Consider the following 6,742-nt stretch of genomic DNA (forward strand, 5'->3'; position numbering starts at 1 on the left):
GCCACCGGGCGGGCCGGCCGCTGCCGGATCAGTGCCGGGCGCGCAGGGCCGCGAGGTTGTCGTAGCTCTTGCGGGCCACCTCGAGGGACTGCCCCGGAACCGTGGCGCTGGGCGCGCCGTCGTGCTCGATCATCGGGTTGTGGTAGTTCTTCGCCCCCACCCGCCTGAAGAACCTTCGGTAGTCGATGTCGCCCTCTCCGAACGTCACCATGTCGTAGCCCTGGCCGTTCTGGGCGTTGACCGTGCCGTCCTTGGCGTGGAACAGCGGGTAGCGCACGTTGTGGCGGACCACCAGACCGGCCGGGTCGAAGACCTGCTCCACCGTGGAGCCGTCGTGCGCGGTGTACGTGTGGAACTTGTACTGCGCCACGTGCGCCCAGTAGATGTCCATCTCCAGCCAGACGTCGCGGGGGTCGGTCACCTCCAGGAAGTACTCGAGCTTGCGGATGCCGGAGCTGCGGGTCGGCCGGCCCTGGGCATCCAGCGGACCGCCGTCGAGCAGGAACCCGTACGCCGAGTCGTGGTTGTGGGTGTAGAGCTTGATGCCCTCGCTGCGGGCGATCGCGCCCAGCGCGTTCCACTTCTCCGCGGCGACGTCCCAGTCGGCCCGGTAGGAGCTGCCGGTCGGGTCGCCGCCGGTGCCCATGTGTGCCATGCCGAGGATGTTGGCGATCTCGAGATGGCGCTTGAAGGTGTCGAGGTCGGACGGGGTCAGCGGCCAGGAGCCGGGGATGAAGCCGTGGTTGCCCTGCGCCGTCAGCCCGTACTCGTCCAGCCAGGACCGCATGAGCTTCGCGCCCGCGACGGTCTCCAGGTTCGCGCCGCCCGGGGCGTTCGCGTGCTGGCGGTAGCCGGCGAACTCGACCTGCTTGTAGCCGTAGCGGGACAGCTGCTGGAAGACCTCGCGGAAGCCCGAGGGAAGATCCGTGGACAACGGGTCGCGGCCGGTCGCGTCACGGACGGTGTAGAGGATGATGCCGCGCTTGTGGGGCGGGACCAGAGCGGAACGGCCGTGGTCCTCGGCTCTGTCGTCCGCCGTGTCCACGGCCAGGGCCGGCGAGGCACCGAAGACGGGGGCGGCGATCGCCGCGGCAGCGGCGGCGGTGCAGGTGCTGAGGAAGCGGCGGCGGCTGACGCCGAGCGAGCGGCGCAGGCTGTCGCCGGTGACGGAATCGTCGTTGAACGAGGTCACGGTGATCTCTCTTTCCTTCACGGGGGTGCGGACGCGTGACGGTCGCCGCCTCAGTCGAGGCCGGCGAGCCGCAGCAGCAGGGACTTCACATCGGTGGCCGCGACGCGGCCGGTGACGGCGCGGGGGGTGGAGCACAGGAGGAGCGGACCTTCTTCGTCGCTCGCGGGAAGGCGGCCGTGGCTGCCGCGGATCGGTGACGGGTCGAGCGGCACGACCGCGAGGCGGTAGCGCATGCCGAGCTTCTTGCGGGCCACGGCCTTGGCGGCCTTGAGCCGTACATACGGGTCGTGCGGGTCCATGAACAGCTCGACGGGGTCGTAGCCCGGCTTGCGGTGGATCTCGACGAGCTGCGCGAAGTCGGGGGCGCGGTCGTCGTCGAGCCAGTAGTAGTACGTGAACCAGGCGTCGGGTTCGGCGACCGCGACCAGCTCGCCGGAGCGGGGGTGGTCGAGACCGTGGGCCTTCTTGCCCTCGTCGTCGAGGAGTTCATCGAGGCCGGGCAGCCCGTCGAGCGCCTCTCGGACGGCGTCGAGGTCCTCGGGGCGCCGCACGTAGACGTGGGCGAGCTGGTGGTCGGCGACGGCGAACGCACGGGAGGTCATCGGGTCGAGGTACTCCATGCCGTCCTGGGTGTGGACCTCCAGCAGACCGGCGCGGCGCAGGGCGCGGTTGATGTCGACGGGACGGCTGACCCGGGTGATGCCGTACTCCGACAGGGCGACCACCGTGCGGCCCTCGCGCTCTGCGTCGTCGAGCAGCGGGCCGATGACGGCGTCGAGGTCGGCGGCGGCACGCAGCGAGCGGGGGTCGTCGGGGCCGTAGCGCTGGAGGTCGTAGTCCAGGTGCGGCAGGTAGCACAGGGCCAGGTCGGGCCGGCGGGTGCGCATGATGTGGCGGGTCGCGTCGGCGATCCACCGGCTGGAGACGATGTCGGCGCCCGGCCCCCAGAAGTGGAAGAGGGGGAACGTGCCGAACTTCTCGGTGAGTTCGTCGTGGAGGGCCGGAGGGCGGGTGTAGCAGTCCGGTTCCTTGCGGCCGTCGGCGTAGTAGACGGGCCGGGGGGTGACGGTGATGTCGGTGTCGGCGCCCATCGCGTACCACCAGCAGATGTTGGCGACGGTGTAGCCGGGGTGGGCGCGGCGGGCCGCGTCCCAGATCTTGTCGCCCGCCACCAGACCGTTGTGCTGGCGCCACAGCAGGACGTCGCCGAGCTCGCGGAAGTACCAGCCGTTGGCGACGATGCCGTGTTCGGACGGGAGGACACCGGTCAGGAACGTCGACTGCGCGGCGCAGGTGACGGCCGGCAGCACGGTGGTCAGGTTGGCCTGCGAGCCGGCGGCGGCGAGCGCCTTGAGGCGGGGCATGTGGTCCAGCAGCCGGGGGGTGAGGCCGACCACGTCGAGGACCAGCAGCGGGGTGGGGCGCGTGTCGCTCATGGCAGTTCCTTGAGGCCGAGGTCGGTCAGCAGGTCGCGGGCCAGGGTGAGTTCGGCGGCGATGCCGTCGGCGAGCTGCCCGCGGTTGCGGGGCCGCAGCTCCGGCGGGAGGGCCTGCCAGGTGTATGTCTCGACCTCGAGGTGGCGGGTCCGCGGCTCCGGGCCGCCCACGAGCCGGGTCAGGGTGTCCTGGAGGACGGGCAGCGTCGAGGTGAGCGGCTCGGCGGGCGGCGCGTGCAGGGGGACGTGGAAGTGCGCCCGCCAGGGGCCGCCGTCGGGGAGCGCGCCTCCGGCGACGGCCTCGTCCAGGTCGTCCGTCCCGCGCAGGCCGGCGGCGGTGAGGGTACGGGTCTGGTGCAGGAAACGCGGCTCCGCGAAGGCGGCCAGCGCCTGGCGCACCTCCGGCAGGTGCGGGTTCTCCGCGTGCAGCGCGGCGGACAGTTGGGCCTTCGGAACGGTGACGCCGGCCGCGGCGAGGGCGGCGAGGGCGGATTCCGGGTCCTCGAAGGAGGTGGCGAGATGGCAGGTGTCGACGCAGACGCCGATCCGGTCGCCCGGGACGGCGGTGAGCGGTCCGATCGCGTCGGCGGTGGTCTCCACGGTGCAGCCGGGTTCCGGTTCGAGCGCGATCCGGACGGACTTGCCGGTCAGTTCCTCGAGGGCGTCGAGCCGCTCGGCGAGGGTGGTCAGCGCGGTGCGGGCGATGGCGGCGGCCTCGTCGTCGAAGCCGGTGCGCCAGGCGAGCGGGAGGGTGGAGATGGTGCCCTCCGTGATGTCGTCGGGCAGCAGCGCCGCGAGGAGCCGGGCGAGGTCGGTGGTGTGGGTCAGGCGTACGGGGTCGGTCCAGTCCGGCGTGTAGACGCGGTACTTGACCTCTTCCGCGCCGAAGCCCTCGTAGGGGAACCCGTTGAGTGTCACGACCTCGAGACCGCGCCGCTCCAGCTCGGCGCGCAGTCCCCGCAGGGCCGCCGGGTCGGTGACCAGGGCGCGGGCGGCGTCCCTCGCGAGCCACAGGCCGATGCCGAGCCGGTCGCGGCCGAGGCGCTTGCGAACCGGTTCGCAGTGGTCACGCAGCTGCGCGAGGACGCCCTCCAGTGTCTCCGCGGGGTGGACGTTGGTGCAGTAGGAGAGGTGGACGGTCGAGCCGTCGGGGTGACGGAAGCGCATCCTCTGCTCCCCTCATTCCCCGCCGCGGAGGATGGAGTTGCCCTCGTGCAGGCCCTCCGGCTCCGGGATGTCGAGCTGGAGCCGGCCGCTGAGGCCGTAGAAGGCGACCGGGTTGCGCCACAGGACCTGGTCGACGTCGTCCTCGGTGAAGCCGGCCGCGAGCATGGCGTCGCCGACCTTGCGGGTCTTCAGCGGGTCGCTTCTGCCCCAGTCGGCGGCGGAGTTGACGAGCACCTTCTCCGTCCCGTGGTTCCGCAGGATCGTGACCATGCGGTCCTCGTCCATCTTGGTGTCGGGGTAGATGGAGAACCCGAGCCAGCAGCCGCTGTCGGCGGCGGGCTTCACGGTCGTCTCGTTGAGGTGGTCGAGGAGGACCCGCTCGGTGGGCAGGTTCGACTCACGGATGACGTCGACGGTGCGGTGCAGGCCGGCGAGCTTGTCGCGGTGCGGGGTGTGGACCAGGGCGGGCAGACCGTGGTCGGCGGCCATCTGGAGCTGCGCGGCGAGCGCCGTGTCCTCCGCGGGGGTCATCGAGTCGTAGCCGATCTCGCCGACCGCGACGACCGAGTCCTTGACGAGATAGCGGGGCAGCGCGTCGAGGACGGGCGTGCAGCGGGGGTCGTTGGCCTCCTTGGGGTTGAGCGCGATGGTGCAGTGGTGGGCTATTCCGTACTGGGCGGCGCGGAACGGCTCCCAGCCGAGAAGGGCGTCGAAGTAGTCGAAGAAGCTGGCCGGGGAGGTGCGGGGCTGGCCGAGCCAGAACGACGGCTCCACGAGGGCGCGCACACCGGCGGCGTACATGGCCTCGTAGTCGTCGGTGGTGCGGGACGTCATGTGGATGTGGGGGTCGAAGATGCGCATCACAGCTCCTGGGGCCGCTGGGGCTTCTCGCCGGTCAGGGTCAGCACGCGGTCGAGATCATGGGGGATGTCGCGGCCGGCCGCGGTGCGCTCGGCGGCGTAGTCGGAAAGCATGCGGGCGAGTTCGCCGTCGCCGCGGGCCCGCCGGTCGAGGTCCGCGACGTGGTCGAGGGGCACCCCGGTGAACAGGCACTTGAGCACGGCGTGCCGCCAGGCGTGCGCGTCGAGATGGGCGGCGGCGTAGGGGCCGACGGCGGCGGAGACGAGCCGGGTGTCGTTGGTGCGCAGGGCGTCGTCGAGCAGATGCACGGCGTGCGGTCCTTCGACGAGGGACGGCAACGCCCGCAGCACGGCGCGGCGTTCGGCGGCACTGCCCTGCCGGTAGAGCCGGGTCAGGGTGTCGAGGCCCGCCCGCGCCTGTGTCAGCAGCAGGGTACGGACGGCGTCCGCGTTGTCCTGCCCGCAGTGGCGGCCCGCGGCGGCGAACCGGAGTTCCCAGGTGTGCGCGGTGTACGGGGAGGACGGCGCCGGCGGTGCCTGTGCGGCGCGGGCCGCCTCGGCCAGTGCTTCGCCGAGCCAGGCGCGGGCCGTGTCGTCGGCCAGCCGGGCCTCGACTTCCTGACGGGTCCAGGGTGCGGTCTGCGTCACGGTGCCGGTGCTCCCTTCGCGACTGCGGTACGGAGGAACTCGATGGATTGGCGGGCCAGTTCGGGGCCCGCGTGGGAGTGGCGGGGCAGCTCCACGACGGTCAGACCCTGGTAGCCGGTGGCGGCGAGGGCCTCGAGCACCGGCGGGAAGTCGATCTCGCCGTCGCCGAAGGGCAGATGCTCGTGCACGCCGCGCCGCATGTCCTCGATCTGGACGTGCCGCAGCCAGGGGCCGGCCGCGTGGACGCAGTCCGCGGGCGGGTCGGGCTCCAGGCACTGGCAGTGGCCGATGTCGAGGGTGAGGCCGAGGGGTGTGGGGTTGCCGAGGGCGGTGCGCAGCTGATGGAAGCCGGCGAGGTTCTCCAGCAGGTGGCCGGGCTCGGGTTCGACGGCGACGGGGACGCCGGCGACGGCCGCGGCGTCGAGCACGGGCAGGATCGCCTCCTCCAGCCGCTTCCACGCGGTGTCCGCGTCGGTGCCGGGCGGGGTGATGCCGCTGAAGCAGTGCACGGCGTGCGCGCCGAGGTCCGCCGCCACCTTGACGGCGGTGACCAGCAGCCGGGTGCGGGCGGCGCGTGCCTCGGGGTCGGGGTCGAGCAGGGACGGGCCGTGCTTGCGACGCGGGTCGAGGACGTAGCGGGCTCCCGTCTCCACCGTGGCGGTGAGGCCGAGTTCCCCGAGCCGGCGGGCAACGTGGCCGGTGCGCGCGGCGAGTCCGGGGGCGAGGGGGTCGAGGTGCATGTGGTCGAGGGTGAGTCCGACACCGTCGTAGCCGAGGTCGGACAGCAGCCCGAGGGCGTCGTCGAGACGGAGGTCCGTCAGCCCGTTGGTGCCGTAGCCGAACCGGAGCCGGCCGCCGTCCGCGCCGTCGCCGGACCGGGCGTCGGGGGCCGGGCCGGTACGGGCGTCCGCGCCGGCTCCCGGGCGGGTGGGGGTGCCGGAGCGGGCGCCGGCGCCACCGTTGTCCGCGCCCGGTCGGTCGTCGGGACCTGGCCGGGTGCCATGGCCGGTACCGGGGACCGGACCGCCGCCTGGGCGCGGGTGGGCGCCAGAACGGGCGCCGGCGCCACCGTTGTCCGTTCCCGGTCGGGCGTCCGGGCCGGCTCCCGGGCGGGTGCCATGGCCAGTTCGAGCGTCGGGGCCGGTACGGGTGGCCGACTCGGTACCGGGGGCCGGGCCGGTGCCGGGGGCCGGTTGTGTTCCCGGGCGGGGGGCGGGGCTCATGTCGGGCTCACCTTCCGTGCGAGCTTGCGGGCGAGCGGTACGAGCCCCATCACCGCGAGCCCGGTGACGCCCGCCCCGGACCGGGCCGCCAGGGCGGCCTGCAGCGGGATCATGGCGCGGATGCCGCCGCCGACGGCGCGCTGGGTCAGCGGCGGGGACGGGTTGAGCGCGGCGTGGAGGTAGGGGACGGCGGCGGTGCGGGCGTACGCGGCGGCGA

General features: G+C 73.1%; 6 protein-coding genes and 1 pseudogene. All 7 read right to left on the minus strand.

The window, feature by feature from the left end:
* Nucleotides 1-28: 28 nt before the first annotated feature.
* Nucleotides 29-1,192, minus strand: a complete 1,164-nt coding sequence (locus ACWGH4_RS27910) for a sugar phosphate isomerase/epimerase family protein (RefSeq protein WP_453465814.1) — start codon at nt 1,190-1,192, stop codon at nt 29-31.
* A gap of 50 nt (nt 1,193-1,242) precedes the next feature.
* Nucleotides 1,243-2,628 (minus strand): alkaline phosphatase family protein, encoded by a 1,386-nt coding sequence (locus ACWGH4_RS27915; protein WP_453465816.1) that lies wholly within the window; start codon nt 2,626-2,628, stop codon nt 1,243-1,245.
* A complete protein-coding gene (gene eboE / locus ACWGH4_RS27920; protein ID WP_453465818.1) occupies nt 2,625-3,794 on the minus strand; it encodes a metabolite traffic protein EboE in 1,170 nt (389 codons plus the stop codon). Before eboE ends, ACWGH4_RS27915 begins: the two co-directional genes overlap by 4 nt.
* Nucleotides 3,795-3,806: 12 nt before the next feature.
* Nucleotides 3,807-4,655 (minus strand): TatD family hydrolase, encoded by an 849-nt coding sequence (locus ACWGH4_RS27925; protein ID WP_441261744.1) that lies wholly within the window; start codon nt 4,653-4,655, stop codon nt 3,807-3,809.
* Complete coding sequence (locus ACWGH4_RS27930) at nt 4,655-5,302, minus strand: EboA domain-containing protein (protein ID WP_453465820.1); 648 nt, start codon at nt 5,300-5,302, stop codon at nt 4,655-4,657. The genes ACWGH4_RS27925 and ACWGH4_RS27930 overlap by 1 nt, the downstream gene beginning before the upstream one ends.
* Nucleotides 5,299-6,123, minus strand: coding sequence for a sugar phosphate isomerase/epimerase family protein (locus ACWGH4_RS27935; protein WP_453465823.1), 825 nt, complete (start codon nt 6,121-6,123; stop codon nt 5,299-5,301). The genes ACWGH4_RS27930 and ACWGH4_RS27935 overlap by 4 nt, the downstream gene beginning before the upstream one ends.
* A gap of 398 nt (nt 6,124-6,521) precedes the next feature.
* Nucleotides 6,522-6,742 (minus strand): annotated as a pseudogene (locus ACWGH4_RS27940) (SCO3242 family prenyltransferase); the annotation flags it as partial.

Source organism: Streptomyces sp. NPDC054847 (assembly GCF_053610925.1).